Here is a 24,032-nt window from a genome sequence, read left to right as displayed (position 1 = left end):
TCTCAGCGCGCGGTGTCGTGCTTGTCGCGACGCCGCACGCCCATCAGCAAACGCGCTTCCAGCCGCTTGCGCAGGGCCGCGTAGTAGGCGCTGAGGAAGTCGTAGTCGTCCTCCTCCGGCAGACGCGTCCAGCCCACCTTGCCGGCGATGCGGTCGGCCACCGCGCGCATGGTCTTGCGGTCGCGCTCGCGCAGCACGTCCTCGAGCACGTGAAGCTCCTTGGCGCCGTAGGCGTCGATCTGCTCCTGGGTGAAGGCGTAGCGTTGCAGGCGCTGGGCCCCCTCGTCGGCCATGTCGCGCATCAGCTTGCGCTTGGGCGCGCGCACGACCCAGGTGCCGCCGATCAGGTCGCCGGCCCGCAGGCGATCCTTGTTGAACAGCGGAAACAGCACGAACACGCCCGCCCAGGTGACGCCCAGCAGGTACATCCAGCCCTCGACACCGCCGCCCTCGACGCCGACCGGGGCGAACAGCATGCTGATCGGAATGAAGATCTCCAGCTCGCGCATCGCGTTGCGGGCGAAGATCGCGCCGGGGCGCAGGCGGCCGCCGTCGCGGGCGGCGACGCGAATGCCCATGGCCCGCTTGCCCGGCGTGGCCGCCGCGGCGCTGAGCTCGAAACCCACGAAGTAGAAGTTTCGCAGCAGGAAGAAGCCGAGCAGCCACAGCACGGCGATGACTTCCGCCCCCTTCAGGCCAGCGGCCGCCAGGGCGCCGACGCCGATCAGGCCGATCAGGATCGAGGCGACGATGAGCACGGCCAGCATGATCGCCGCGTCCACCAGGAAGGCGCCGGCGCGCTGGCTGGCGTCGGCCAGCTGCAGGCGCAGGTCGACGCCCTCGGGCGTGACGAAGGCCCGCGTCAGCTTGAGCGTCGAGGCTTCGCTCATGCCCTCGCCCTCCGGCGCGGCGCATAGAAATAGAGGCCCCAGATCAGCGCCGTGAGCGCCGCCACGCCGTAGCGGGCCGGCGTCCAGCCGATCAGCTGGCGGCCAAAGCCCTCCAGCAGGCCCGCGAAGAACAGCATGACGACCACGCCGCCCATGACCGTGGCGGCGTGCCGTCCGGCCTCAGCCGCCGCGTCCAGGCGGCTGCGCTCGCCGGGGAAGGCCACGGTCCAGCCGATCTTCAGGCCGGCCGCGCCCGCCAGGCAGACGGCGAAGATCTCGGTCACCCCGTGGATCGCCAGCCAGCCCCCCGCCTCGACGCCGAGGCCGCGACTGGCGAACAGCGCGAAGAACACCCCCAGCGTCAGGCCGTTGTAGATCACCAGCATCGCTGTCGGCACGCACAGCGCAAAGCCCAGGGCGAAGGCCAGTAGGGCCACCTGGGCGTTGTGGGTGAACAGGAAGGTGGCGAACATCGAAAGGCCGCTGCCCGACTTGGCGCCGTCCAGGGTGGAGCGGAGCATCTCGGTCGTCGCGGCCGGATCGCGCCCAGCGGTCATCTCCCGGGGCATGAAGGCGTAGTACCACTCGGCGTCCTGGCCGAAGAGCCAGGCGCCGACGAGGGCGCCGATCACCATCAGCCCGACACTCACCAGGGTCTCGCGCCAAAGGCCGCGCACGGCCGCCGGCCAGCCGCCGGCGAAGAAGGCGCCAAGCTGGCTGCGCAGGGTCTCGCGCGAGCCGTAGACGAAGAAGTAGGCTCGGGCGCAGAGCATCTCCAGATAGTCGATCATGCTGCGATCGAGCGAGGTGGCGCGGGCCACCGACAGCGACGACAGGGCCGAGCGATAGAGCACCGGCGCAGCCAGGATCTCCTCCTCGGAGAGGCTGGCCATCGAGCCCTTCTCGACCTTCTCCATCAGCCGTTCCAGGCGCTTCCAGTCGCCCTCGCGCTCCTGGCGGAAGCGCTGGCTCTTGAGGCGGCCGTCGACCTTGACGTCGATCACAGGAGGTCCCTCCGCTTGAGGTCGACATAGGTGTTGATCAGGGCCGGGCCGATGCGAGCGGCCGGGGCCTCGACGATGTGCGCGCCCATGCGGCGCAGCCGGGCGACGACGGCCTCGCGCTCGCGCAGCAGGCCGGCCGAGACGACGGCGCGCGAGATGTCGGCCGGCTCGAACGGCTCGGCGTCGACCATGGTCTCAAGCTCCTCGTCCTGCATGACCACGAACAGCACCAGATGCCGGCGCAGCAGGTGGGCCGAGGCGTCGATCATCAGCTCGGCGGCGGTGGGGTCGGTGAAGTCGGTGAACACCACCACCAGCGAGCGCCGGCGCAGCTTGGCCGCCAGGGTGTTGAGCGCCAAGGTGTAGTTGGTCTCCTCGGCGGAGTAGTCGATGCGGCCGGCCGCGTGCTGCAGCTGCCGGAAGGCGTCCAGCCCGCTGACCACGCCGGTCAGCAGCCGGGGCGCGGAGTCGAACGAGTAGAACCCCGCCCGATCGCCGGCGCGCAGGCAGGCATAGGCCAGAAGCAGACCGGCGTTGATGGCCCGATCGACCTTGGGCGCGCCGCCGACCGGCTCGCACATGGCCCGGCCGCCGTCGATGGCCATGACGATGTGGTGGTTGCGCTCGGTGCGGAACTCCTTGGCCAGCAGGTGCAGGTGGCGCGCCGACTGCTTCCAGTCGATGGCGCGCGGGTCCATGCCGGTCTGGAACTCCTTCAGCGCCTCGAACTCCGAGCCCTCGCCGCGGTCGACCTGGGTCTTGCTGCCGATCAGGGCGTCGCGGGCCAGCATCCGCACGGCCTCCTCGCGCACGCCCTGAAGGTCGGTGCCGGCCGGCGCCTCGATGTCGAGCACGAAGGTCTGCTGTTTCCAGACGAGGCCCAGCGGGCCGGTCCAGCGCACCCACAGGCGGTGCAGTCGTCCCTCACCGCGCCGCTCGGGCGTCAGGGAGAAGTCGAAGGTCGCCGCGCGGCCCTCGACCTCGCTGCGGGCGAAACGCGGCTGCAGGCCCAGGCGGTCGTCGGCGTCCAGCGCGGCCTCGGCGCGGCCGGGAACCGGGCCCTTGCCGAAGCGCGTGGTGAAGGCGATGGCGGCGGTGCGGGCGACAGACAGGAACGGCCGCTGGGGCTCGTCCAAGACCAGGCGCGAGCGCGAGCCGCCCGACAGCGCGTCGGCGACCATGGCCAGCAGCATGACCCCGATCCAGATCGGTCCGGCCAGCCAGCCAGCCGGCGCGAGCACGCCGGCGACCAGCGCCGCCGGCATTCCGGCGGCGACGGCGACGACGGCGCGGCGCGTGGGATAGATCACCGGGGAGCCGCCACCCGCTCGACCAGGCCCGAAAGCACGTGGTCGACCTTGCGGCCCTCGATCTCGGCGGCGGCCGAGAGGATCAGGCGGTGGCGCAAAGCCGGCGCGGCCAGGGACTTCACGTCGTCGGGGATCACGTAGTCGCGGCCGTCCAGCGCGGCCCGCGCCCGGGCGGCGACGGCGAGCATGGCGCCGGCGCGCGGGCTGGCGCCGGTCTCGATGTCGGTGGACTCGCGGGTGGCCCGCACCAGATCGACGATGTAGCCGACCACCTCGTCGGTCAGGCGCACCTTGGCCACGGTGTCGATGGCCGCGTCGATCGCCGCGCGCTCGGCCACGGCCTCGACGCCGAAGCTCTTGGGATCCATCTGGCCCGTACGCGAGCCGTGGCCGACGATGATCGACCGCTCCTGCTGGGCGCTGGGGTAGTCGAGCACGTGCTTGAACAGGAAGCGGTCGAGCTGCGCTTCGGGCAGCGGATAGGTGCCCTGCTGCTCGATCGGGTTCTGGGTGGCGACCACGGTGAAGCGCGGGCTGAGCGGGTGCGACTTGCCGTCGATGGTGACCTGGCGCTCCTGCATGGCTTCCAGCAGGGCGGCCTGGGTCTTGGGGGGCGTACGGTTGATCTCGTCGGCCAGCAGCAGCTCGCAGAACACCGGCCCCCGCGTCAGGCTGAAGGTCGAGGTCTGGAAGTTGAACAGGTTGGCGCCGATGACGTCGCCCGGCATCAGGTCGGGCGTGAACTGGATACGGCCGTAATCCAACGCGACGGTGCGAGCGAAGCTCTGGGCCAGCAGCGTCTTGGCCGTGCCGGGCGGGCCTTCCAGCAGCACGTGGCCGCCGGCGAACAGCGCCGTCAGCAGCAGGTTGACGGCGTCGTCCTGGCCCACGACGGCCTTGCCGATCTCCGAGCGGATCCGCGCGGCGAGCGCCCCGACTTCACTGACGTCCACGGATGAGCTCCTGCTTCCAGATATGGAGATCGCGCGCCACGGCCATCAGGTCGGACGGCGAGGCCGTCAGCGCCCGATCGGCCAGCGCCGAATAGGTATGGGTCGCGCCGACGGTGCGGCTGACGCGATCGAGAAAATCGACGAGATCCTGGCCGTCCAGGCCGCGCGGCGCGCCGATGGCGCGGGCGGCCGAGGCCTGGATCAGGCGGGCATAGAGCCTGGCCATGCGGTGCTCCCGGCGCGCCAGACGCACCAGGCCCGCGGTGTTGTCGGCCAGAGCGGTCTTGCCCAACGCCACCGCCCGGCGCGAGCGCAACGGCGGGCCAAAGCGCGCGAAGGCCTGGGCGCCGGCAAGCAGCGCCAGGGCCACGGCCACCAGGGTCGCCCCCAGCAGCGGCGGCTCGACCACCAGGCGCATCAGGCTGCGCGTGCGCTTGAAGCCGTGCAGCGTCACGTCGAACACCACGGGCGAACCGTCGTCGCGGATCAGGTTCAGCATGGCCACGGCCGTGCGCGCGCCGCCGGCGGTCTTCAGGCCCTGGGTATTGAGATAGTCGGGATCGGCCAGGACGTAGGTCCAGCTGTCGTCGCGCATGGCCATGACCACGCCGCCGTCCTGGTCGAGCAGCACCGGCGTCCAGCCCGGCCCCGCCAGCGTGCGCGAGCCCGTGATGGTCACAGGCGCGCCGAACGCCTCGCCGGACGGGCGGCGCAGGCGCACCGTGCGCTGGCCCTTGGCCGCGTTCAGCTTGAGATCCTTGCGCAGGCTCGGCGGCAGCAGGTCCAGCGCCTGGGCGGGATTGTTGGCGCCGAAGGTGGTGACCCAGCCGCGATGCTTGGCGTCGGGCCTGACGTCCCATTTGGGCAGCACGACCAGGGTCGGGCCGATATGGTCGTTGCGCTCTAGCGGCACGGGCGACATGCCCGCCGACGGCGTCAGGACAAGCAGCCCTTCCTCGGCCGAGGACGGCAGGTCGCCTCGGCTGGTCAGCACCGGCTCGCCCATCAGGCTGAGCAGGCGCGAGATGGCGCCGAACCCGACGGACGACCGCGACAAGGCGTGAACGCCGCCGTCGTCGCCCTTGCGCAGTTCGGGCGCGTAGGCCGACAGCACGGCCAGGCCGCTGAACGAGACCACGCCGACCAGGACCAGCACCAGCATGGTCATCGGCGAGAACATGCTCGAGGACTTGCCCGAGGATTGGGAGGCGCTCATCCGCGCCATCCGTCAGGCAGGGCGAAGGCTTCGTAGGCCGCACGGCACTCGGCGAAGTCCTGGGCGCCGACCGGGCGGCCGCCGAACAGCCCCCGCTCGACGAGACGGGCGATACCGACGAAGGCCCCGCGGGCGGCGTCGGGAATGGCGGGCAGCGCGGCGATCTCGCGCGCGGTCAGCGAGATCTTCACCGATCGGGGCCGGCGCTTCTCGATATCCTGCACGCTGCGCAGCAGGATCAGGTGGGCGGCCTCGACGAACAGACCCCGGGCGGCCAGCTCGTCGGCGGCGGCCAGCAGGTCGCGCGCGTCGGCCGCATCGGGGCGCCAGCCCGCCTCCTCGACCACCAGCGGCTTGATCGCCCGCGGCGCCGGCGCCCAGATGCGCAACAATTCGCGAACGATGGCGTAGAGGATCAGCGCCACCAGCAGGGCCACGCCGATCCAGAACACCCACTTCAGATAGGGCGCGATGAATTCGATGAACTTGCCGACGTAGCGCAGCCACTCGGGGACCTTGGGCGGCACGAAGACCGCCTGATCGAACTGGAAACCGGCGTCCTTCGCCAGCCGTGCGTGCGCCGCGACGACCGCGTCGTCCGACGCCCCTCTCGAAACTGTCACGCGCCGGAAACCCGCATTCGCCCCCTTCGCGACCAAGACCAGGCCCAGCCGCGAACACTCGACTCAACTCTACAGCGTGACGCGAGCTTGGCTAGCCGTAACCGGTGACAATCGCCCGGTCGGGCGGCCCTGCCCTCGCGCTCAGCCGACGAAGAACTCCACGGGCACGAGCACCTCGACGGGGTCGCCCGCCACGTCGTCGGGCGGAGGCGGCATGGGCGAGGCCCGGCGGACCGTGGCCAGGGCTTCGTCGTCCAGCAGCGGATAGCCCGAGCCCTTGGCGATCCTGGCGCTCAGCACCCGGCCCGTCCGATCGACCATGAAGGCGACGTGGACCACGCCCTCCTGCCCGGCGCTCTGGGCGCGGCGCGGATAGCGCTTGTAGGTCTTCAGGCGTCCCAGGATCAGGCCGCGCCAGCTGACCGCCGCGTCGCGGGCGGCGGCGGCCGAGGTGCGTGGCGCGGCCATGACCGGTGCGGGCGGCGCGGGCGCGGCAGGCGGGGCCGAAGCCTCGCGCGGGGTGGAGGGCCGAGCCGCGGCGTCCGCCTCGACCGCCGGGGCGGCGGACCGCTGCTGCGGCGGCAGGACGCCGCGCGGATCCGGCGGCCGGTCGATGGCCTTGGGCGGCGACGGCGCGGCGACCGCGGCCGGACTGGGCTTGCTCTCCGGCCCCGGCGGGCGCTCGTCCCTGGGCCGCGGCGGCGCCACAGGCTCGACCGCGAACTCGACGGCGATGGCCTCGATCGGCGCGGCCGGCGGCATCTCGGGCCGGCTCAGCCGCAGATAGGCGCCCAGCAGCAAGGCCACGTGCAGCACCACCGCCCCGGACAGGGCCAGACTCCAGCGACGCTTTCGCCCAGCAGCCGCGAGCGGCTCGTACGGGATCTCCAAAACCGTCATGGGCAGGGCCTGCAGCATCAGAACACCCGCTCCAGCTTCAGGCTGGCGGCGGCCTTCTCGTAGGAGAACAGCCAGTCGATGCTGCTGGCGACCTTGGCGTACTGCACGGTCAGGCTGGGCGTGAAGCCGCCCGGCGTCTTCCAGCGCGGCGCGCGCAGGATGGCGGTGAAGCTCTGCTCGTCGTCGCGGCGGCGGGCCTCCAGCGTCTCGTTGACGGCGTTCCAGCGCTTGCGCCGGGCCGAGGTGAACAGAGTCCCGTTGAAGCCTTTCATCGTCGGCGTCGCCACACCCAGCCGCAGCCCGGCCTGGCCATAGGCGTTGACCGCGCGGTCGGCGTCCTTGTCGAGCAGGTCCATGCCGCCGAACACCGTCCAGCCCCCAGCCAGGCCGCGCCAGGCGGTGAGGAACAGCGACAGTTGGTCCCCGTCGAGCGACGAGAACGAGGCCCGGCTGTAGCGCATCGCCTTGTAGTCGCCCTCCAGCTTGACCAGGGTCGAGGCGCCCAGCGCGCGGCTGACCTCGGCATGCAGGCCCGGCGCCTCGTACAGACGCTCGGCGCCCATGGCCCCGACATCCAGCGACGGCGCGACGCCGAACGACAGACGCGCGGTGCGGTAGTCGAGCCCGGCCTGGGCGACGAAGGTGGCCTGGTTGTAGCGCCCCTCCTCCGGATAGAGCTCGCCATAGGCCATGCCGCGGAAGGTCAGGCCGCCCGAGCCCCGCAAAGGCAGGCGACGATTGAGCACGGTCTCGAAGCTGACCGTCGCCGCCCCCACCGGATCGGGCGTCTTGCGGTCGAAGAAGCAGATCCCCTCCGGCCCCGGCAGCAGGCAGGCATAGCTGCCCGAAGCCTGGTTGATGTTGGAGTTCCAGCCCGGGCCCAGCGCGAACTGGCCGGTCCAGGCGCGGCGGCGCTTCAGGGCCGCCAGGAAGGTCTCGACGCTACGACGCACCCCCGCGGCGCGGGCGTCGTCCTTGGGAAGGTCGGCCAGGACGGCGCGGAAGGCCGCCTCGGCCTCGCGGTCGCGCTGGTTCTCGAACAATACCCGGGCCAGCTCCAGGCGCCCCGGCTGAAAGTCCGGCTGCAAGGCCAGCAGCTGGCGGAAGCTGCGTTCGGCCGCGCGCAGGTCGCCGTCCTGCCGGGCGAGCTGCCCCTGGGCGTAGTGGACCAGCATCGGATCGCGCTCGGGAAGGGCCAGATAGGCCTTGAGGAACCGGCGGGCGTCGGCCCACTGCCGGCGGCTCAGCGACAGATAGAGCGCCTTGCCGACGTCGTCGGCGCCGGGCCCCACGGTGTAGGCCTGGCCATTGATGACCAGCACGTCGGGCGCGGTCTCCTGCCGTGTCTTCGCCTCGCGCTCGGCGGCGCGGCGCGACAGGTCCTGATCGAGACGCAGGCGGGTGTCATCGTCGACCTGGGCGCGTGCGGCGCCGGCCAGGGCCAGAACGACGAAAGCCGCGCAGCCGGCGGCGGCGCGGAACGGAAAACGCGGGGGAACGGACGACCTGGTCATGCTGGGGCTTGGGGCGAGGGCCAGCCGGCCCCCGCCCCTCGCGTCCTCAGTTCTTCGTGCCGCCGAAGGCGGTGTCGTAGACGCTGTTGCCGCCGAAGGTGACCAGACCGGCCAGGGCCGCGGCGTTGGCGCCGAAGAACTTGCCGCTGACTTCGCCGCCCGAGGCCAGGGTGCTCGTCCCCTGCGTCGCCGTGGCGTTGGCCGTGGTGCTGGCGATGTTCAGGCCCGAGATGCCCACCGAGCCGATGTCGACCTTGTAGCCGGTCGAGGCGCTCTGGACGTAGCCGCTCAGCGTGCCGCCGGTGAAGTCGGCGTTGAAGGTCCCTTCGAGGATGCCGTTGGTGGCGTAGTCGCTGAGACCCTTCACGGTGTAGCTGGCCGTGCCCGAACCGGCGGTCGCGCCGGTGTCGTCGCCCACATAGTAGACGGTGTGGGTGCCGTCATTGGCGTTGGCGGTGTCGGACCATTCGCCGAACCAGATGTCGCCGGTGCTGACCTTGGCGAAGTTGAACACGCCCATGCCGTTGTGGCTGCCCGGCGCGGTCGACGGGTTGTTGATCGTGCTGACGCCGCCCGACGGCGGGGCCGAGGCCGAAAGGCCCTGGAAGTCGACATAGGCCGACAGACCGATCGAGGCGACGGCGACGCCGGCCTTGCCGGCGGTGTGCGGACCCGCGTTGATCACGCTGGCGCCCACCTTCAGGTGGGTTTCGTCGGTGGACTCGCCGACGATGCCGGCATGGGCGACGCCCGTCAGGGCGGCGGCGGCGATGGAGGCCAGGATCAGCGTCTTGAAGGTCGAACGGGACATCTCGTCTTCTCCGATGCTTAGTTGAATGGACCTCTTCGATGGAGGCCCGGGCTCATCCAGCGGCGTCCGCCGCGTCGGTAGGGAGCCGACGCGCCGAAAGCCGTGAATTGGGGGTCAGTAGCGGGCGGTCATGCTGAGCTTCAGCGTGCGCCCGGGGGCCGGCTGGGCCGTGCGGGTCAGGGGATCGGTGTAGTAGCGGTCGTTGAGATTGGTCCCGACCAGCTCGAACCGGACCTTCTCGTTGAGCTTGAAGTTGGCGTAGGCGTCGACCGTGACGATGTCGTCCCACAGGTAGGGCGTGTTCAGCGCCCAGCCGTCGACGCGGGTGGCCGTCGCCCCGCCGATGAAGCGGTCGAGCTCGGGATTGTCGTAGCCGCTGTAGTAGACGCCGCGCACGCCGACCTCGAGCCGGCGCTCAAGGAAGCGGGCGCCGAGGTTCAGGTTGGCCGAGTTCTCAGGCGTGGCCTGGGTCAGCAGATAGCCGCCGACGAAGCCGAAGTTCACGCAGTCGGGCACGATGCCGGTATTGGGCTGCTTGAGGATGGCCTGCTGGCGGTCGCAGACCTTGTTCTTGAAGTTGTGGGCGGCGGAAAAGTCGGCGAACAGGCGGCCGTTGTCGTAGCGGGCCTGGAGCTCGATCCCTTCGATGATCTGCTTTTCCATGTTGGACAGCTGCAGCTGCGTGCCGCGCTCGATGACGTTGCTGGTGCGGTTGCGGAACCAGGTCAGTCGAAAATCGGCGCGCTGGCCCTCCGGCAGCGACAGCAGCGCCGACAGGTCGTGGATGTAGGCGACCTCCCAGGTGCGGGCGTGCTCGGGCTTCAGCGGCCGGGTCGGGTCGATGGCGGCCGAGAAACCCACCGTGCTCTCGAACAGGCTGGGGAAGCGATAAGCCTCGGCGTAGCGGACATAGGCGCGAGCATTGGGCGTGAAGTTGAAGGTGGCCGAGGCCGCGGGCGTCCAGCCGTCGCCGCGCTGGGTGCGGCTGACGGCGGTGACCGGCGCCTGGTTCAGCGAGGCCACGCAGTAGCCGGTGGCGTTGGCCACGCTATTGAGGAAGCCGTTGACGCAGGGGTTGGTGGCGCGGGTGAACTTGCCGGTGCTGTCTCGTTCCCAGGCGATGCGGTTGTTGACCGTGCGGCCGTTGACCAGGGTGCGGTACAGCACCGAGCCGTCGGTGAAGACGTAGTTGGTGAACACCACGCCCTTGGCCAGTTGCTCGGCCAGGAAATCGTCGAACGCCCAGTAGTGCGAGTAGCGCGCGCCGGCCGTCAGGGTCAGCTCGCTGACCGGCCGCCATTCGAGATTGGCGTGGACGTTGTATTCCTCGCGCCGGCCGGCCCGGGGATACTGGCGCCAGCCGTCGAACGTGCCGCCCCAGACGTCGGGCGAGGTCAGTTTCTCGTGCTGCCAGTCGCCGGCGACCACGAGGTCGAGGGTCGAGGCCAGGCGCATCTTGTTGCTGGCCGACAGGCCGTAGCGGTCGTTCTTGGCGTTGGCGAGCGCGGTGTTCTTGATGATGGGGTTGGCGGCGTTCTGGGCCCAGTTGGGGAAGCCGCCGGCGCTGTAGGTGTGGCTGTTGGTGCGGGTCAGCCAGACCGAGCTCTTCAGGTCCACCCAGCGGCCGCCGGGCTTGAGGCGGTAGTCGACGTTCCAGGCGGTGGCGTGGACCTCGCTGAGCGGCCACTGCACCTTGCCCATGCCGTTGTTGCCGACCGAGATGATCCGCGAGGGCATGACCTCGCCATAGGTCGAGACGGTGTCGCGCACGCCGAACTTCAGCTGCTGCGTATCGCTGATCTTCCAGACCAGCTTGCCCAGCCACGAGCTCATCTCGCTGGAGGTGTTGGGGACCTCGTTGCCGGGCTGGTAGTTGAAGGCTAGGCGCTTGATCAAATCCTGCGGGCCCGACGGCGTCGGCAGGTTGGTCTGCTGATAGTAGCCAGCCTCGCTCTCGCCGGCGAAGTAGTTGCCCCGCTCGCGCCAGGCGTAGGCGGCCAGCCACTCGAAGTCGTCGCTACGGCCGGCGATGGCCAGGCGCGCGGCGCGGTCGCCCAGCGACAGGGTGTCGTTGTCGCCCGAGGTGCGCGGCGTCACCTGCACGTACGGATCGTTGTAGGGGCTGCTCGGAAATCCCGTGGTTCCGGTCGAGCCGGGAAAGCCGGGGACATCGCGGTAGTCCTGCCCCGTCAGCAGGGTCGGCAGGCGCGGCTTGGTGGAGTTGTTGCCGCCCTCGATGCGGACCTCGGCGCCATAGGCCTCGCCCTCGCGCAGGATGTCGCGCGGCAAGAGGGTGTCGATGACCACCGCCCCGCCCACCGAGGTGTGGACGCCGGCGGTCAGGGACGGGCCTTTCAGCACCTGCACGCCGCCGACCAGGCTGGGGTCGATGTAGCTGCGATTGTTGGCGCCGTTGTAGCCGCGCCAGACGGTCAGGGCCTGCTCGCCGCCGTCGATGATTACCGGCACCCGGCCGGGGCCTTCGACGCCGCGGACGCTGGGATCGAGCGCGCCGCTGTTGCGGGCGTCGCCGCTGAACACCCCGACCATGCCCTTGAGCACGTCGGCCGGGCTGACGCCCTTGTAGCGCTCGACCTGCGCCTTGCCGGCATAGGTGGAGGCGGCGTCGAGGTCGTAGACGCCGTCGTAGCCCAGCGCGTCGCGGGCGCTGAGCGCCTCGCCGCCGCCGCTCGCGCCCTCGACGCGGAGGGCGTCGGTGACCACCGCGCCCTTGGCGCTGGGCGCGGCCTCCAGGGTCACGACGCCGGGACGCACCTCGCGCCAGGTGACGCCGCTGCCGGCCAGCAGGCGCGACAGGATCTCGCCCTGGCTGAAGCGGCCGCGCACGGCGGGGGCGCGGCGGCCGTACGGGGCCTCGACGGCGTAGACGATCTGGACCTTGGTCTGCAGCGAGAACTGGCTCAGCGCCTGGGGCAGCGGCTGGGCGGGGATGTCGACCGTGTAGGCCGAGGCTTCCTGGGCGGCGACGGGAAGCGCAGCCAAAGCCAGCGGGCTGGCAGAGGCCAGGGCCAGGCACAACGACAGCCGGCGGATACGGGGCAGCAGGCCGGAACGGATAACAGGCGTCGTCATGTCTTCGGTCGGTCTCGTCTCGTGGGCCGCTCATTATTGCGAGCGACACTCAATTGCATCTTATGATGGAGAGACGAAACCCGGCGGCGAGATCCCCTAGCGACCTCGTCGATTTTTTTGCGAAAGCGTTACGAGCCGGTCAGTAGAGCAGAACGAAACCGCCCAAACGGGCCGTACGAAGATCCAGCGAGACGGCCAGAGCGTCGATGGCGGCGTCGGGCCTGGCGACGTCGAACACGCCCGAGACCGGCCGGGCGGCCAGGGCTCGCCCACGCACGAACACCTTGCCGCGCCGGTAGCGGCCGATCTCGTCGACCACTTCGGACAGCGGGCGGTGATAGACGACGAGGCGTCCCTGCCGCCAGGCGTCGACCGCGGCTGGATCTTCAAGCGCCAGGGCCTTGGGCGCGGCGCCATCAAGCCAGGCCCCCTGCCCGGCCCGCAGCACCGCCATCCCGCCGCCATGCGCCGGCTCGACCCGCACCGCGCCGCGCAGGACGCTGACCTTGGCGCGGTCGCCAGCCAAGCGCACGTCGAAGGCCGTTCCCAGCACCCGGGCGCTGCCGGCCCGGCTCTCGACCACGAACGGTCGCGAGGGATCATGGACGACGTCGAAGAACGCCTCGCCCTTCACCAGCCGCACGCGGCGGCCTTCGGGCCCGTAGCGGACCTCGAGCACCGCGCCGGTGTTCAGCGTCACCGCGCTGCCGTCGGCCAGCACCTGCCGGCGCACCTCGCCGATCTCGGCGACCAGATGGTTCGGATCGGTGGGCGCGAGCGTCTTCAGGGCGACGCCCGTGCCGAGCGCCAGCACCAGGCACGCGGCCACGGCCGCCGGGATCTTCCAGGTCCGCCGACGCGGGCTGGCGACAGCGGCGGCGCCGCGCCGGCGTCTCGGCTGGAACGCTACATCCGCCTGGGACGCCGTGGCCGCGCCGATCAGCGAAAGAATGTGGTCGGCCTCGGCCATCGCCTCGGCCCGCCCTGGCCCTTCAGCCAGCCAGGCGGCGTGCTCAGCCGCGTCCCCGCCGTCGCGCAGGCGCAGCGTTTGGCGCGCCGCCGCCTCGAACAGCGCCGCGCTCTCGTCCCCCGGTTTGTCCTTGTCGCTCATGTGGGCTTTTGGTCCTCCCGATGGACAGGACGAACCGGCGCCCGCGCTTCCCCTAGTCTCATCCATCGCCGCGCGCTTCCTTCAGGCGGCGGCGACAGTGGCTCATGGCCTTCGCCAGATGGTTCTCGACCGTGCGCGGCGAGATCCCCAGGCGATCGGCGACCTGCTGCATGGTCAGGTCGTGGCCGCGATAGAGCAGGATCACCTGCCGGCATTTGTCGGGCAGTTCGGCGATGGCGGCCTGGACGATGGCGATCTCCTGGCGGCCGGCCAGCACCTGGAAGGCCGAGGGGGCGTCGCTGCCGGCGTCCAGCGGCAGCTCGCCCGGCGAGATCCGCCTGGCCTGGGCGGCCGCCTGCCGCTGGCGGTCGACCACGAGGTTGGCGATGATCCTGCGCAGGTAGCTGAGCGGATTGCGCACTGACGCACCGTCGAAGCCCGGCGCACGGGTCAGGTCCGACAGCTTCAGCCAGGCGTCCTGCATGACGTCGTCGGCGAGACTGGCCGAGCGGGCCTTACGGGCGGCGAAGCGGCGGAGGTCCTCGTAATGGGCCTCCAGCAGGCCGGTCAGGTCGGAAGCCGTTCCCCTCTGGCCAGATCGCATCACGCCACCTCGAATGAGAACGATTCTCATTACCGCGTCATGATCTAGCGATCTCGTCGCCGCCCGTCAAAGGCGACCGCGTAACTCAGGACACATCGACATTCGGCATCTGAGACGAAAACCTCGTCCTTCGACGGGCTCAGGATGAGGTTTTTCTACGATCTCGGCCTGTAACTGGTCCTCATCCTGAGCTTGTCGAAGGACGAGGACCACGCTCGAGCCTCGAATGCCGATCCGACCTAGGGCAGCGGTACGCCCCGGCTGGCGGTCAGGATCGCGTACCACTGGGCCCGGGTCATGTGGACGTGCAGGGCGTCGGCGGCGGCCTTGATGCGCTCGGGCGTCTGGGAGCCGACGATCGGGATCGGTCGCGACGGGTGGGCCATGATCCAGGCCAGGGCCACGGCGGCGCGGTCGACGTGCTGCGGGCGGGCCACGGCGTCCAGCGCGTCGATCACCGCCCGGCCGCGATCGTCGATCCCCTCGCCCGTCAGCCGGCCGCCGCCCAGCGGCGACCAGGCCAGCACCGCCATGTCACGCTCCAGCGCCTGGTCGAGCACGCCGTCCGACAGCGGCTCGATGGCCAGCGGCGAGAACTCCGGCTGGATGCTGGCCAGCGGAAACGGCAGGTGCGCCTGCAGGGCCGCGACCTGGCTGGGCAGGTAGTTGGAGACGCCCACGGCGTCGATCTTGCCCTGCTCGCGCAGCTTGACCAGAGCGGCCGCCACCTCGGCCGGATGGGCCAGAACGTCGGGGCGATGGACCTGGTAGAGGTCGATCTTCTCGACGCCCAGGCGCTGCAACGAAGCCTCGCAGGCCGAGATCAGGTAATCGGCGCTGGAATTGTAGGGCACGCCCAGGATGATCCCGCCCTTCGACGCCAGGACGAACTTCTCGCGCAGGTGTGGGGCGTCGTGCAGCACCTTGCCCAGCAGCACCTCGGCCGAGCCGAAGCCGTAGGGCGTGTCGGCGCCGTAGATGTCGGCGGTGTCGAGCAGGGTGATCCCGCTCTCCAGCGCGGTCTCGACCAGATGCCGGGCGTCGGCGACGGATTCGCCCTTGAAGCGCCACATGCCCCAGGCCAGCGGCGACACGGAAAGGCCGCTCTTGCCGAGCGGGCGGGCTTCGTGGGGCTTGCGGTCGTCGAGCATGGGAAGCGCACTCTCGGTTCGAAAAGGACGCCGGAGATGACCGGCGCGCGACGCCGAGCGCAAGCTTTACCAGCGGCAATATCGAGCATGAGAACACCGCGTTGGTCGGCGCGGCCCGGCGGCGGCTAGCGTCGGGCCGCCTTCACGAACGCGCCGAGGGGCCCGGCGCGCGGCGAGGCGCCCTCCCCGAACAACGACAAGAAAGACGACGCCATGCTTCGCCCCATCCTCCTGGCCACGGCCGCCGCCCTGGTCCTGGCCAGCGCCGCTACAGCGGCCGATCTGGACGCCGCCGCCATCCACGCCCGCACCCTGGTGCTCGACAGCCACGTGGACGTGCCCGCCGACCTGGGCGTCGGCGCGCACGAGGCCGCCGTCGACGGCGACGGCCAGGTCGACCTGCCCAAGCTGGAGCGCGGCGGGGTCGACGCGGCCGTGCTGGCGGTGTTCGTCGCTCAGGGGCCGCGCACGCCGGCCGGCTACGCCCAGGCCCGCAAGGAGGCCGACGCCAAGCTGGCCGCCATCCGCGGCGTCGCCGAGCGCCATCCCGACCGCGCCGTGCTGGCCCTGAAGGCCGACGACGTCGAAACCGCCGCCAAGGCCGGCAAGCGGGCGATCGTCGTGGGCTTCCTCAACGCCTATCCGTTCGGCGAGGACCTGGCGCCCCTGGACGCCTACTATGCCGCCGGGGTGCGCAGCTTCGGCTTCGTCCATGCGGGCGCCAACGCCTTCGCCGACTCCTCGCGGCCCAGCGGCGGGAGCAAGGCCGAATGGGGCGGCCTGTCGCCCCTGGGCAAGCAGGCTGTGGGCCGGCTCAACGACCTGGGCGTAATCATCGACGTCTCGCAACTGACGCCCGACGGCGTGAAGCAGGTGCTGGCGATCAGCCGCGCGCCGGTGGTGGCCAGCCATTCCGGGGTGCAGGGGATCGTCGACAACCCGCGCAACCTGTCTGACGCCGAGCTCGACGCCATCGCCGCCAAGGGCGGGGTCGTGCAGATCGTCGCCTTCGGCCCCTATCTGGTGCGGCTGACGCCGGAGCTTCGTCCGAAGGTGGCGGCCCTGCGCGCCCAGTACGGCCTGCCGGCCGCCTTCACGCGCGCAGCCGACGGGACCGAGACGCTGTCGCCCGACAAGCGCAAGGACTACAGCCACGCCGTCACCGACCTGCTGCCCAAGGCGACGGTCAAGGACCTGGTCGACTCCGTCGACTATGCGGTGGGGCGCGTGGGCGTCGACCACGTGGGGCTGTCGTCGGACTTCAACCACGGCGGCGGGGTGATCGGCTGGGCCAACGAGGGCGAGGCCGGCAACGTCACCGCCGAGCTGGTGGCGCGCGGCTATTCCGAGGCCGACATCGGCAAGCTGTGGGGCGGCAACTACCTGCGCGTCTTCCGCGCGGTGGAGCAGACTTCGAAGCACTGACCCAGCATGAAGAAAGCCCGCCAGGCCTCTGACCTGGCGGGCTTTTTCGTCACTCGGCCGCGACGCGCAGACCTTGCGAGGCGGCCAGGGCCTGGTCGAGGTCGGCCAGGATGTCGTCGATGTGCTCCAGGCCGATCGACAGGCGCACATAGCCTTCGGAAACGCCGGTGGCGGCCTGGTCCTCGGCGCTGAGCTGGGAGTGGGTGGTCGAGGCCGGATGGATGGCGAGGCTGCGCGCGTCGCCGATATTGGCCACGTGATAGAACAGCTTGAGCGCGTCGATGAACCGCTTGCCGGTCTCGCGTCCGCCGGCCAGCTCGAAGCCGACCAGGCCGCCGTAGCCGCCCGACAGATAGCGATCGGCCCGCTCGCGGCGCAGGCCGTCCTGGGCGGTGGGATAGATCACCTGGATCACTTCGGGGCGGTTGGCCAGGAAGTCGACCACGCCTTGCGCGTTCTGCGAATGGCGGGCGATGCGCAGCGGCAGAGTCTCCAGCCCCTGAAGGATCTGGAAGGCGTTGAACGGCGACAGCGCCGCGCCGAGGTCGCGCAGCAGCACCGTGCGGGCTCGCAGGATGTAGGCGATGGGGCCGAGCGGCTTGGCCGCCTGCGCCCAGACAGCGCCATGGTAACTGGGATCAGGGGTGTTGAGCAGCGGCTGGCGCTCGGGATGCGCCTCCCAGTCGAAGTTGCCGCCGTCGATGATGACGCCGCCGATCGAGGTGCCGTGGCCGCCGATATACTTGGTGGTCGAATAGACGACGATGGCCGCGCCGTGCTCCAGCGGCCGCGCCAGCAAGGGGGCGGCGGTGTTGTCGACGATCAGCGGGATCCCGTGCGCGCGGCCGATGGCGGCGACCTCGGCGATCGGGAAGACGGTCAGCTTCGGATTGGGCAGGGTCTCGGCATAATAGGCGCGCGTGCGCTCGTCGGTGGCGCGCGCGAAGGCCTGGGGGTCTTCCGGATCGACGAAGCGGACCTCGATCCCCTGGTCGCGCAGGGTGTTGGCGAAGAGGTTCCAGGTGCCGCCGTAGAGGTCGGTGGAGCTGACGATGTTGTCGCCGGCCCGGGCCAGGTTCTGGATGGCGAAGGCCGAAGCCGCCTGGCCCGAGGCCACGGCAAGCGCAGCGGCCCCGCCCTCCAGAGCGGCCAGGCGCTGCTCCAGGATGTCGATCGTGGGGTTGCCGATGCGGGTGTAGATGTTGCCCAGCTGACGCAGGGCGAAGAGGTCGGCGGCGTGCTCGGCGCTTTGGAACTGGTAGGAAGTGGTCTGGTAGATCGGCGGCGCCACGGCCCCGGTCGTCGGATCGGCCCGCCAGCCGGCGTGCAGGGCCAGGGTCTCGGGATGGAGCTTGCGGTCGGACATCGGCTTCTCCTGAAGCTTTTTACGTCGATGTCGAAAACCTGACCCGGACCGCCCTCCTCCGCACGACCGATATTCTCGCCGCGCGGGCAGAAAAACTCACCCCAGGATTGCGCGGCCAAGCTCGGGCGAGCCCGGCCGCTCTCAGTTCCTAGTTCTGGCGCTCGACCTGACTGACGTCGCGCACCGCGCCGCGAGCGGCGTTGGTGGTCATGGCCGCATAGGCGCGCAGGGCGGGCGAGACCTCGCGCTTGCGGTCCTTGGGCTTCCAGGCGTCCTTGCCGCGCGCCAGCTGGGCGGCGTGGCGCTCCGCCAGCACCGCGTCGGAGACTTCCAGGTTGATGCCGCGGTTGGGGATGTCGATCAGGATGCTGTCGCCGGTCTCGACCAGCGCGATCAGGCCGCCCTCGCCGGCTTCCGGCGAGACGTGGCCGATCGACAGGCCCGAGGTGCCGCCCGAGAAGCGACCGTCGGTGATCAGGGCGCAGGCTGCGCCCAGGCCCTTCGATTTCAGGTAGGTGGTCGGGTACAGCATCTCCTGCATGCCCGGGCCGCCCTTGGGGCCTTCGTAGCGGATCACCACGACCTCGCCGGCCGTGACCTTGCCGCCCAGGATGCCGCTGACGGCGTCTTCCTGGCTCTCGAACACCCGGGCCGTGCCGCGGAAGGTCAAGATCGACTCGTCGACCCCGGCCGTCTTCACGATGCAGCCCTCGGGGGCGAGGTTGCCGAACAGCACGGCCAGGCCGCCGTCCTTGGAGAACGGGTGCTCGACCGAGCGGATGACGCCCTTCTCGCGGTCCAGGTCCAGCTCCTCCCAGCGGGCGGCCTGGCTGAAGGCGACCTGGGTCGGCTTGCCGCCCGGGGCGGCGCGGAAGAACTCCTGAGCCGTGCCGCTGTTGGTGCGGCCGATGTCCCAGCGAGCCAGGGACTCGGCCATGGTCGCGGCGTGGACGGTGGGCTGGCTGGCGTCGATCAGGCCGCCCTTTTCCAGCTCGCCCAGGATGGCGGGCACGCCGCCGGCGCGGTGGACGTCTTCCATGTGCACGTCGGCCTTGGCCGGCGCCACCTTCGACAGGCAGGGCACGCGGCGCGACAGCCGGTCGATGTCGGCCATCGAGAACTCGACGCCGCCCTCGCTGGCCGCGGCCAGGAGGTGCAGCACGGTGTTGGTCGAGCCGCCCATGGCGATGTCGAGGCTCATGGCGTTCTCGAACGCCTCGCGCGTGGCGATGCCGCGCGGCAGGGCCGTGACGTCCTCCTGCTCGTACCAGCGCTGGCACAGGTCGACGATCAGGCGGCCGGCTTCCTTGAACAGGGCCTCGCGATCGGCGTGGGTGGCCAGGACCGAGCCGTTGCCGGGCAGCGACAGGCCCAGCGCTTCGGTCAGGCAGTTCATCGAGTTGGCGGTGAACATGCCCGAGCACGATCCGCAGGTCGGGCAGGCGGCCTTCTCGATCGCCTCGACTTCCTCGTCGGTATATTTGTCGTCGGCGGCCACGACCATGGCGTCGACCAGGTCCAGCGAGCGGATCGCGCCCTTGATCTGCACCTTGCCGGCCTCCATCGGGCCGCCCGAGACGAAGACGACCGGAATGTTGAGGCGCATGGCGGCCATCAGCATGCCGGGCGTGATCTTGTCGCAGTTGGAGATGCAGACGATCGCGTCGGCGCAGTGGGCGTTGACCATGTATTCGACCGCGTCGGCGATCAGCTCGCGGCTGGGCAGCGAATACAGCATCCCGCCGTGGCCCATGGCGATGCCGTCGTCGACGGCGATGGTGTTGAATTCCTTGGCCACGCCGCCGGCGGCCTCGATCTCGCGGGCGACCAGCTGGCCCAGGTCCTTCAGGTGCACGTGGCCCGGGACGAACTGGGTGAAGCTGTTGGCCACGGCGATGATCGGCTTGCCGAAGTCGCTGTCCTTCATGCCGGTGGCGCGCCACAGGCCGCGGGCGCCGGCCATGTTGCGGCCGTGGGTGGAGGTGCGTGAGCGATAGGGAGGCATGGGAAAATCTCAGTGTCGGCTGTGGGGTTATTACCGCCGCTGACCGCGCGAGGAAAATATATTAAAAGGCGATTATTAGGTCGCACGAGATATCACATGGACGTTCGGCAGTTCCGTCATTTCGCCGCCGTGGCCGAGACCCTGCACTTCGGCCGGGCCGCCGAACGGCTGCGCATGACCCAGCCGCCGCTCAGCCAGTCGATCATGGCCCTGGAGAAGGAACTGGGCGCGGCGCTCTTCGTGCGCACCAAGCGCAACGTGCGGCTGACGGCGCTGGGCGAGCAGTGGCTGCCGCAGGTGCAGGAGGCGCTGGCGGCGCTGGACGCCCTGCCCGCCGCGGCGCGGCGGATGCGCGACGGCCAGAGCGGCTATCTGGCGCTGTCGTTCGTCAGCACCGCCGACTACAGCGTGCTGCCCTCGTTGGTGCGGCGCTACTCCCAGGCCTATCCCGAGGTGGAGATCCGGCTGTTCGAGGCCACCAGCGACGTGCAGCTGCCGGCCCTGGTCGAGGGCGAGCGACACGCGGGCATCATCATCCCGCCGACCGACCAGCCCCTGCCCGCCGCCCTCGCCTATCGGCGACTGCTGCGCGAGCCGCTGGTGGCGGCCGTGCCCAGCGCCTGGATCGACGAGGGACGCATCGCCAGCGACGCGGTGCTGTCGGCCGACGAGCTTCTGGCCTCGCCGCTGATCCTGTTTCCCAAGCATGTGGCGCCGAACTTCCACGACCTGGTGACCGGCCACTACCGCGCGCTGGGCGGCGACGCCCACATCGCGCAAGAGGCCATCCAGATGCAGACGATCATCAGCCTGGTGTCGAGCGGCCTGGGCGTCGCGCTCGTTCCCGCCTCGCTGCGCAACCTGGCGCGCACGGGCGTCACCTATGTGCCGCTGGCCGGAACCGCTCCCGAGCTGGAAACGGGCCTGGCCTGGCGCAAGGGCGAGATCAGCCCGACCCTGGCCAACTTCCTGAAGCTGACCGAGCCGGGCTGACGATGCTTTGCCTTAGAACTTCGCGCGGACGCCGAAGTAGTAGCGCGAGCCGAAGGTCTCGTTGCCGATGTAACGCGCATCGGCGTTGTATTCCCGGCGCACTTCGTCGGTCAGGTTCACGCCTTCGACAAACAGGGTGATGTTGTCGTTGACGTTGTAGCTGGCCGAAGCGTCGAGGGTGCCGAACGCCTTGTTGAACTCGGGCCAGTTGCCGCGGCCGACCGGGGTGATCAGCCAGTCGCCGCGCCAGTTGTAGGACGCCCGTGCGCTGACCTTTTCGTTCTCGTAGTAGAACGAGACGTTGTAGCTCTTGCGCGACAGGCCCGGGAAAGTCAGCGCCTCGCCAGTGATCAGGTTGGGCTGCTTGAAGCCCTTGTCCTTCTGATAGGTGAAGTTGGCCAGGACGCCGAAGCCCTGGAAGGGTTCCGGCAGGAAATCGAAAGCATACTGGCCGCCGATTTCGAGACCGTCGATCGTCACCTGATCGTCGCCGTTGATCGGCGTGGTGACGCGGAAGGGCCTGGGCTCGCCTTCCTCGAACTCGTCAACCGCCACATTCGTGATGAACGACGAGATCTCCTTGCGGAAATAGGTCGCCGAAATGAAGCTGTCGCGGCTGAAGTACCATTCCAGGCCGGCGTCGTAAGCGGTGGCCTCGAACGGCTGAAGGTTCGGGTTGCCGCGCGAGCCGGTGAAGCTGTTGCGGTCGATCGAGCGGCGCAGAGCCAGTTGGGCCGGCGCGGCGCGGGCCATGACCTTGCTGGCCGAGAAGCGGCCGATCAGCTTGCCGGGAATGAACTCGGCCCGGACGTTCAACGAAGGCAAGGTCTTGGTGTAGCCGCCCTCGGCCTCGCCCTTGACGTAGTTGACCTCCAGCCCGGACGGGCCGTTGCTTCGGATCTGGTTGTAGCCGGTGGAGAGCGTCTCGGTGTCGACGACCCGCACGCCCAGCGTGCCGCTGATCGGCACAGGCAGTTCGTGGAAGTCGAAATTGGCCTGAACGTAGGCGCTCTTCGTCTTTTCCTCGACCGACCAGGTGTCGAGGAAGTTTTGGAAGCTGCCCTGGCCGCCAAAGGTCTCGGCGGTGTTGGGGTTGGGATTGACTGCGTAGACGTCGTTCACCAGGCCGCTGCTCGCCAACGTGGCCGCGTAGGTGGCCATGGTGTTGTCGTTCCATCGGCGCACGCCGCCTGAATAGCCAAGGTCGCCGGTCTGGAAGAACGGTATCCGCTGTTCCGTCGAGTTGATGTTGACGATCTGCTCGATCGTGGAGCACGGCGCCTGGACCGATACGATGGCGCTGGGATTACGGTCGGTCGGCGAACGAATATCGCCCGTACGGCAGCTCAGACGCGAAGTGCGCTGATAGAGGATCTGGTTGGTCTCGAACTGCCTCGCCTGGACGCCGGCCTTGATCGAGGTCAGCCAGGAGACGTCCGGCTTGTAAGTGATGTTGAATTGCTGGGCGGTCTCGTCAGCGCTGTTGTTGCGCGGGTTGAACAGCGCGTCGAGCCGTTGCACGCCTTGCCCGGTCGTGACGTCGAGGCCGGGGAACGAGAAGTTCGGCGATCCCTTGCCGCCCTTGTAGTCGATGACCGCGCGCGGAATGCCGAACGCCGTCGCCGTCGAGTTGATCTCGTTGTTCTGCACCTCGGCGTTCGAATAGTCGAAGCGGGCGTCGAACACCCACTTGTCGAGCTTCCACTCGCCGCCGACGGCCGTGGTGTATTGCGTCCGCTCCAGGTCGCCCAGGATGTTGCGATAGACCAGGTCGATCGGGAAGGCTGACGTGCTGACCAGTTCAAGGTGATCAACCGTATTGTCGCCGCCCACCGTGGACTTGCTGTAGTCGATCTCGCCGCTGGTGCCGGTCAGCTGCAGGAACGAACTGTTCACCCGCTCCTTGGCGGTGGCATAGGTGGCGTCGAAGTAGGCCTTGAAGTTGTCGGTCGGACGCCACTCGACGACGGTGCTCAGCGCTTTTCGCTCGGTCTCGCGGCGGTCGATGATCAGGCGCGGAATCTCGGGAATGAAGTCCGGCGTGCCGTCGGCGTTGATATCCGTGGGACGTCCGGTGACGCCTCCGGCGGGCCGCGTGCCCGCCCGGGTCGTCCAGCCCGTGGTGCGGGCGTTGTTGCTGTTCAGGTGCCGCTTCTCCCAGGTGCCCGAAAGCAGGACGCCCAGGGTGTCGTTGAAGAACGTGCGGCTGCCGATCAGGGCGAACTTGGGATCGTATTCCTTGGCCAGGTTCGAATAGACGCCCTGGATCGAGCCGGCGACGAAGGGCTCCTTGCTGTCGAACGGACGTCGGGTGATGACCCGCACGGTGCCGCCGATGCCGCCTTCGGCCATGTCGGCGGTGGGCGACTTGACCACGTCCAGGCGCGAGACGAACTCGACGGGAATGTCCCGGAAATCGACCGCGCGGTCGCCACCGCCGACGGTCAGCGACAAGGCCGACGTGCCGTTGATCTCGACGCGGTTCAGGCTGGGATCGGCGCCGCGGATGCTGACGCCGCGACCTTCGCCGTCCTGGCGGCTGATCTGCACGCCCGTCACCCGCTGCAGGGCCTCGGAGAGGTTCTTGTCGGGGAAGTCGCCGATGTCCTCGGCCGAAATGCTGTCGACCACCTGCAGCGAGTTGCGCTTGACGTCCATGGCGCTGCGCAGCGAGGCGCGGATGCCGGTGACGACGACTTCCTCGACGGCGTCGGGCTCGACGGTCTGGCCGGCGGCCGGCGCGGCCTGGGCGTGAGCGATGGCGGGGGCCGAAAGCAGGACGGCCGCGACGGCGAGGCGCGAGGCGCTGGAGCGCAGGTGCGCGCTGATGGTGGTCTTCATGTTTCCTCTCCAGTTGCGACTTGTCGTTGCTCAGGGCCATCGGATGACGCCAAGGTCGACAAATTTCATATTATGGGATTAATTCCCTATAGTCGGGACGATAACCGGGAATTCGTGCGCATGTCGAGCGCTGCACAGTGTTTCAGGAAAGAAATGCCCGCCACCGTGTCCTTGCGGCGACGCTCGGCCCGGTTCGTTGACAAAGCCGCGCCCCATCGCGAT

At 69.7% G+C, this 24,032-nt stretch carries 18 protein-coding genes; 2 read left to right on the top strand and 16 right to left on the bottom strand.

Going from position 1 to position 24,032, the window contains the following annotated elements; genetic code table 11:
• Positions 1-2: 2 nt before the first annotated feature.
• The 13 genes from ACODR1_RS16950 to ACODR1_RS16890 form a co-directional block, all read right to left on the bottom strand.
• A complete protein-coding gene (locus ACODR1_RS16950; RefSeq protein WP_488881499.1) occupies positions 3-890 on the bottom strand; it encodes an RDD family protein in 888 nt (295 codons plus the stop codon).
• Complete coding sequence (locus ACODR1_RS16945; RefSeq protein WP_488881498.1) at positions 887-1,894, bottom strand: stage II sporulation protein M; 1,008 nt, start codon at positions 1,892-1,894, stop codon at positions 887-889. Before ACODR1_RS16945 ends, ACODR1_RS16950 begins: the two co-directional genes overlap by 4 nt.
• Positions 1,891-3,204, bottom strand: a complete 1,314-nt coding sequence (locus ACODR1_RS16940; protein WP_488881497.1) for a DUF58 domain-containing protein — start codon at positions 3,202-3,204, stop codon at positions 1,891-1,893. Before ACODR1_RS16940 ends, ACODR1_RS16945 begins: the two co-directional genes overlap by 4 nt.
• Complete coding sequence (locus tag ACODR1_RS16935) at positions 3,201-4,157, bottom strand: AAA family ATPase (RefSeq protein ID WP_425267067.1); 957 nt, start codon at positions 4,155-4,157, stop codon at positions 3,201-3,203. Before ACODR1_RS16935 ends, ACODR1_RS16940 begins: the two co-directional genes overlap by 4 nt.
• The gene (locus ACODR1_RS16930; RefSeq protein WP_488881496.1) at positions 4,144-5,373 is read right to left on the bottom strand and encodes a hypothetical protein; all 1,230 of its coding nucleotides are present in this window, start codon (positions 5,371-5,373) and stop codon (positions 4,144-4,146) included. The genes ACODR1_RS16935 and ACODR1_RS16930 overlap by 14 nt, the downstream gene beginning before the upstream one ends.
• Positions 5,370-5,996 (bottom strand): DUF4129 domain-containing protein, encoded by a 627-nt coding sequence (locus ACODR1_RS16925; protein ID WP_488881495.1) that lies wholly within the window; start codon positions 5,994-5,996, stop codon positions 5,370-5,372. Before ACODR1_RS16925 ends, ACODR1_RS16930 begins: the two co-directional genes overlap by 4 nt.
• Positions 5,997-6,137: 141 nt before the next feature.
• Positions 6,138-6,914, bottom strand: coding sequence for an energy transducer TonB (locus tag ACODR1_RS16920; protein ID WP_488881494.1), 777 nt, complete (start codon positions 6,912-6,914; stop codon positions 6,138-6,140).
• On the bottom strand, positions 6,914-8,410 hold the full coding sequence (locus ACODR1_RS16915) for a surface lipoprotein assembly modifier (RefSeq protein WP_488881493.1): 1,497 nt from the start codon (positions 8,408-8,410) through the stop codon (positions 6,914-6,916). The genes ACODR1_RS16920 and ACODR1_RS16915 overlap by 1 nt, the downstream gene beginning before the upstream one ends.
• Before the next feature lie 46 nt (positions 8,411-8,456).
• Positions 8,457-9,221: a Slam-dependent surface lipoprotein gene (locus ACODR1_RS16910; protein WP_488881492.1), complete on the bottom strand. Its 765-nt coding sequence runs from the start codon at positions 9,219-9,221 to the stop codon at positions 8,457-8,459.
• Positions 9,222-9,335: 114 nt separating this feature from the next.
• Positions 9,336-12,314: a TonB-dependent receptor gene (locus ACODR1_RS16905; RefSeq protein WP_488881491.1), complete on the bottom strand. Its 2,979-nt coding sequence runs from the start codon at positions 12,312-12,314 to the stop codon at positions 9,336-9,338.
• 139 nt (positions 12,315-12,453) lie between these two features.
• On the bottom strand, positions 12,454-13,425 hold the full coding sequence (locus tag ACODR1_RS16900; RefSeq protein ID WP_488881490.1) for a FecR family protein: 972 nt from the start codon (positions 13,423-13,425) through the stop codon (positions 12,454-12,456).
• 58 nt (positions 13,426-13,483) lie between these two features.
• Complete coding sequence (locus ACODR1_RS16895) at positions 13,484-14,029, bottom strand: RNA polymerase sigma factor (protein WP_488881489.1); 546 nt, start codon at positions 14,027-14,029, stop codon at positions 13,484-13,486.
• Between the two features lie 239 nt (positions 14,030-14,268).
• The gene (locus tag ACODR1_RS16890) at positions 14,269-15,180 is read right to left on the bottom strand and encodes an aldo/keto reductase (protein ID WP_488881488.1); all 912 of its coding nucleotides are present in this window, start codon (positions 15,178-15,180) and stop codon (positions 14,269-14,271) included.
• Positions 15,181-15,393: 213 nt separating this feature from the next.
• Between ACODR1_RS16890 and ACODR1_RS16885 the strand changes: the two genes are divergently transcribed.
• On the top strand, positions 15,394-16,605 hold the full coding sequence (locus ACODR1_RS16885) for a dipeptidase (protein WP_488881487.1): 1,212 nt from the start codon (positions 15,394-15,396) through the stop codon (positions 16,603-16,605).
• Between the two features lie 49 nt (positions 16,606-16,654).
• Here the strand turns inward: ACODR1_RS16885 and ACODR1_RS16880 are convergent, their stop codons facing one another.
• A complete protein-coding gene (locus ACODR1_RS16880) occupies positions 16,655-17,971 on the bottom strand; it encodes an O-acetylhomoserine aminocarboxypropyltransferase/cysteine synthase family protein (RefSeq protein ID WP_488881486.1) in 1,317 nt (438 codons plus the stop codon).
• Positions 17,972-18,119: 148 nt separating this feature from the next.
• A complete protein-coding gene (gene ilvD, locus ACODR1_RS16875; RefSeq protein ID WP_101717960.1) occupies positions 18,120-19,976 on the bottom strand; it encodes a dihydroxy-acid dehydratase in 1,857 nt (618 codons plus the stop codon).
• Positions 19,977-20,072: 96 nt separating this feature from the next.
• Between ilvD and ACODR1_RS16870 the strand changes: the two genes are divergently transcribed.
• Complete coding sequence (locus ACODR1_RS16870; protein ID WP_488881485.1) at positions 20,073-20,969, top strand: LysR family transcriptional regulator; 897 nt, start codon at positions 20,073-20,075, stop codon at positions 20,967-20,969.
• A 12-nt stretch (positions 20,970-20,981) separates the two neighbouring features.
• Here ACODR1_RS16870 and ACODR1_RS16865 read toward each other — a convergent pair whose 3' ends face one another.
• Entirely contained in the window at positions 20,982-23,810 is a 2,829-nt protein-coding gene (locus ACODR1_RS16865) for a TonB-dependent receptor (RefSeq protein ID WP_488881484.1), read from the bottom strand.
• Positions 23,811-24,032: the final 222 nt, after the last annotated feature.

Source organism: Caulobacter sp. FG7, from assembly GCF_057808875.1.
This window is presented reverse-complemented; position numbering and strand designations above follow the sequence as displayed.

Excerpts from the sequence above, each read along its gene's own strand:
- ACODR1_RS16890 (WP_488881488.1), bottom strand. The coding sequence starts at position 15,180 with ATGCTCGACGACCGCAAGCCCCACGAAGCCCGCCCGCTCGGCAAGAGC.
- ACODR1_RS16950 (WP_488881499.1), bottom strand. The coding sequence starts at position 890 with ATGAGCGAAGCCTCGACGCTCAAGCTGACGCGGGCCTTCGTCACGCCC.
- ACODR1_RS16920 (WP_488881494.1), bottom strand. The coding sequence starts at position 6,914 with ATGCTGCAGGCCCTGCCCATGACGGTTTTGGAGATCCCGTACGAGCCG.
- ACODR1_RS16910 (WP_488881492.1), bottom strand. The coding sequence starts at position 9,221 with ATGTCCCGTTCGACCTTCAAGACGCTGATCCTGGCCTCCATCGCCGCC.
- ACODR1_RS16905 (WP_488881491.1), bottom strand. The coding sequence starts at position 12,314 with ATGACGACGCCTGTTATCCGTTCCGGCCTGCTGCCCCGTATCCGCCGG.
- ACODR1_RS16870 (WP_488881485.1), top strand. The coding sequence starts at position 20,073 with ATGGACGTTCGGCAGTTCCGTCATTTCGCCGCCGTGGCCGAGACCCTG.
- ACODR1_RS16865 (WP_488881484.1), bottom strand. The coding sequence starts at position 23,810 with ATGAAGACCACCATCAGCGCGCACCTGCGCTCCAGCGCCTCGCGCCTC.
- ACODR1_RS16915 (WP_488881493.1), bottom strand. The coding sequence starts at position 8,410 with ATGACCAGGTCGTCCGTTCCCCCGCGTTTTCCGTTCCGCGCCGCCGCC.
- ACODR1_RS16885 (WP_488881487.1), top strand. The coding sequence starts at position 15,394 with ATGCTTCGCCCCATCCTCCTGGCCACGGCCGCCGCCCTGGTCCTGGCC.
- ACODR1_RS16930 (WP_488881496.1), bottom strand. The coding sequence starts at position 5,373 with ATGAGCGCCTCCCAATCCTCGGGCAAGTCCTCGAGCATGTTCTCGCCG.
- ACODR1_RS16895 (WP_488881489.1), bottom strand. The coding sequence starts at position 14,029 with ATGCGATCTGGCCAGAGGGGAACGGCTTCCGACCTGACCGGCCTGCTG.
- ACODR1_RS16900 (WP_488881490.1), bottom strand. The coding sequence starts at position 13,425 with ATGAGCGACAAGGACAAACCGGGGGACGAGAGCGCGGCGCTGTTCGAG.
- ACODR1_RS16880 (WP_488881486.1), bottom strand. The coding sequence starts at position 17,971 with ATGTCCGACCGCAAGCTCCATCCCGAGACCCTGGCCCTGCACGCCGGC.
- ilvD (WP_101717960.1), bottom strand. The coding sequence starts at position 19,976 with ATGCCTCCCTATCGCTCACGCACCTCCACCCACGGCCGCAACATGGCC.